The sequence below is a fragment of the Polaromonas sp. P1_G2 genome, from assembly GCF_056405515.1.
In genome coordinates this window covers 1-519 of record NZ_JBFUBY010000896.1, presented here as the reverse complement: position 1 = coordinate 519, position 519 = coordinate 1, and the positions used below count along the sequence as shown (strand labels likewise).

Genomic DNA, 519 nt, shown 5'->3' with positions numbered 1-519 from the left:
CTCGCGCAGGAAGAGTTCCCGCATCGCGACGGGTCCGTCCATCCGCACCGCGTGCTCCACATCGGCCGGCAGCAGCAGCGCCGTTGTCGGCGGCACCACATAGTTCGAGCCACGCGTTTCGACGCGCATGACGCCGGAAATCGCATAGACCAATTGCGCCCGCGGATGGCTGTGGAAGCCGGTCGCCAGGCCGGACGGATAGTCATGCGCGAAACCGACGATCGGTCGCTCAGCCGTCTCGAACGGCAGGATCTCGGCCTGTCTGGTTGGCGACAGGAATTGTCCAGATGTTTCCATTCGGCAAGTGTAGGCTTTTGTCTGCATCTTGCAAGGATGCGGTTCCAAACGAGGTGGGAAAGATGAGCACCGGGCTTTTCAAGGAAATCGGATATGTGACGGCGGATCAACTGGTAGACGGACCGATCACACCAGGACAAAACCGCCGCAAGGCGCTCGAGGCCGGGAACCTCTGGGTCGGCCAATGCCATGTCACGGCGCTGGCGGCACCCAGCCAATGGC

1 protein-coding gene is annotated in these 519 nt (G+C 62.0%); it reads right to left on the bottom strand.

Features of this window, described 5'->3' with window-relative positions:
• On the bottom strand, nt 1-297 hold a 297-nt coding region (locus AC1D0P_RS28215), incomplete at its 3' end, for an AraC family ligand binding domain-containing protein (protein WP_477679753.1).
• Nucleotides 298-519: the final 222 nt, after the last annotated feature.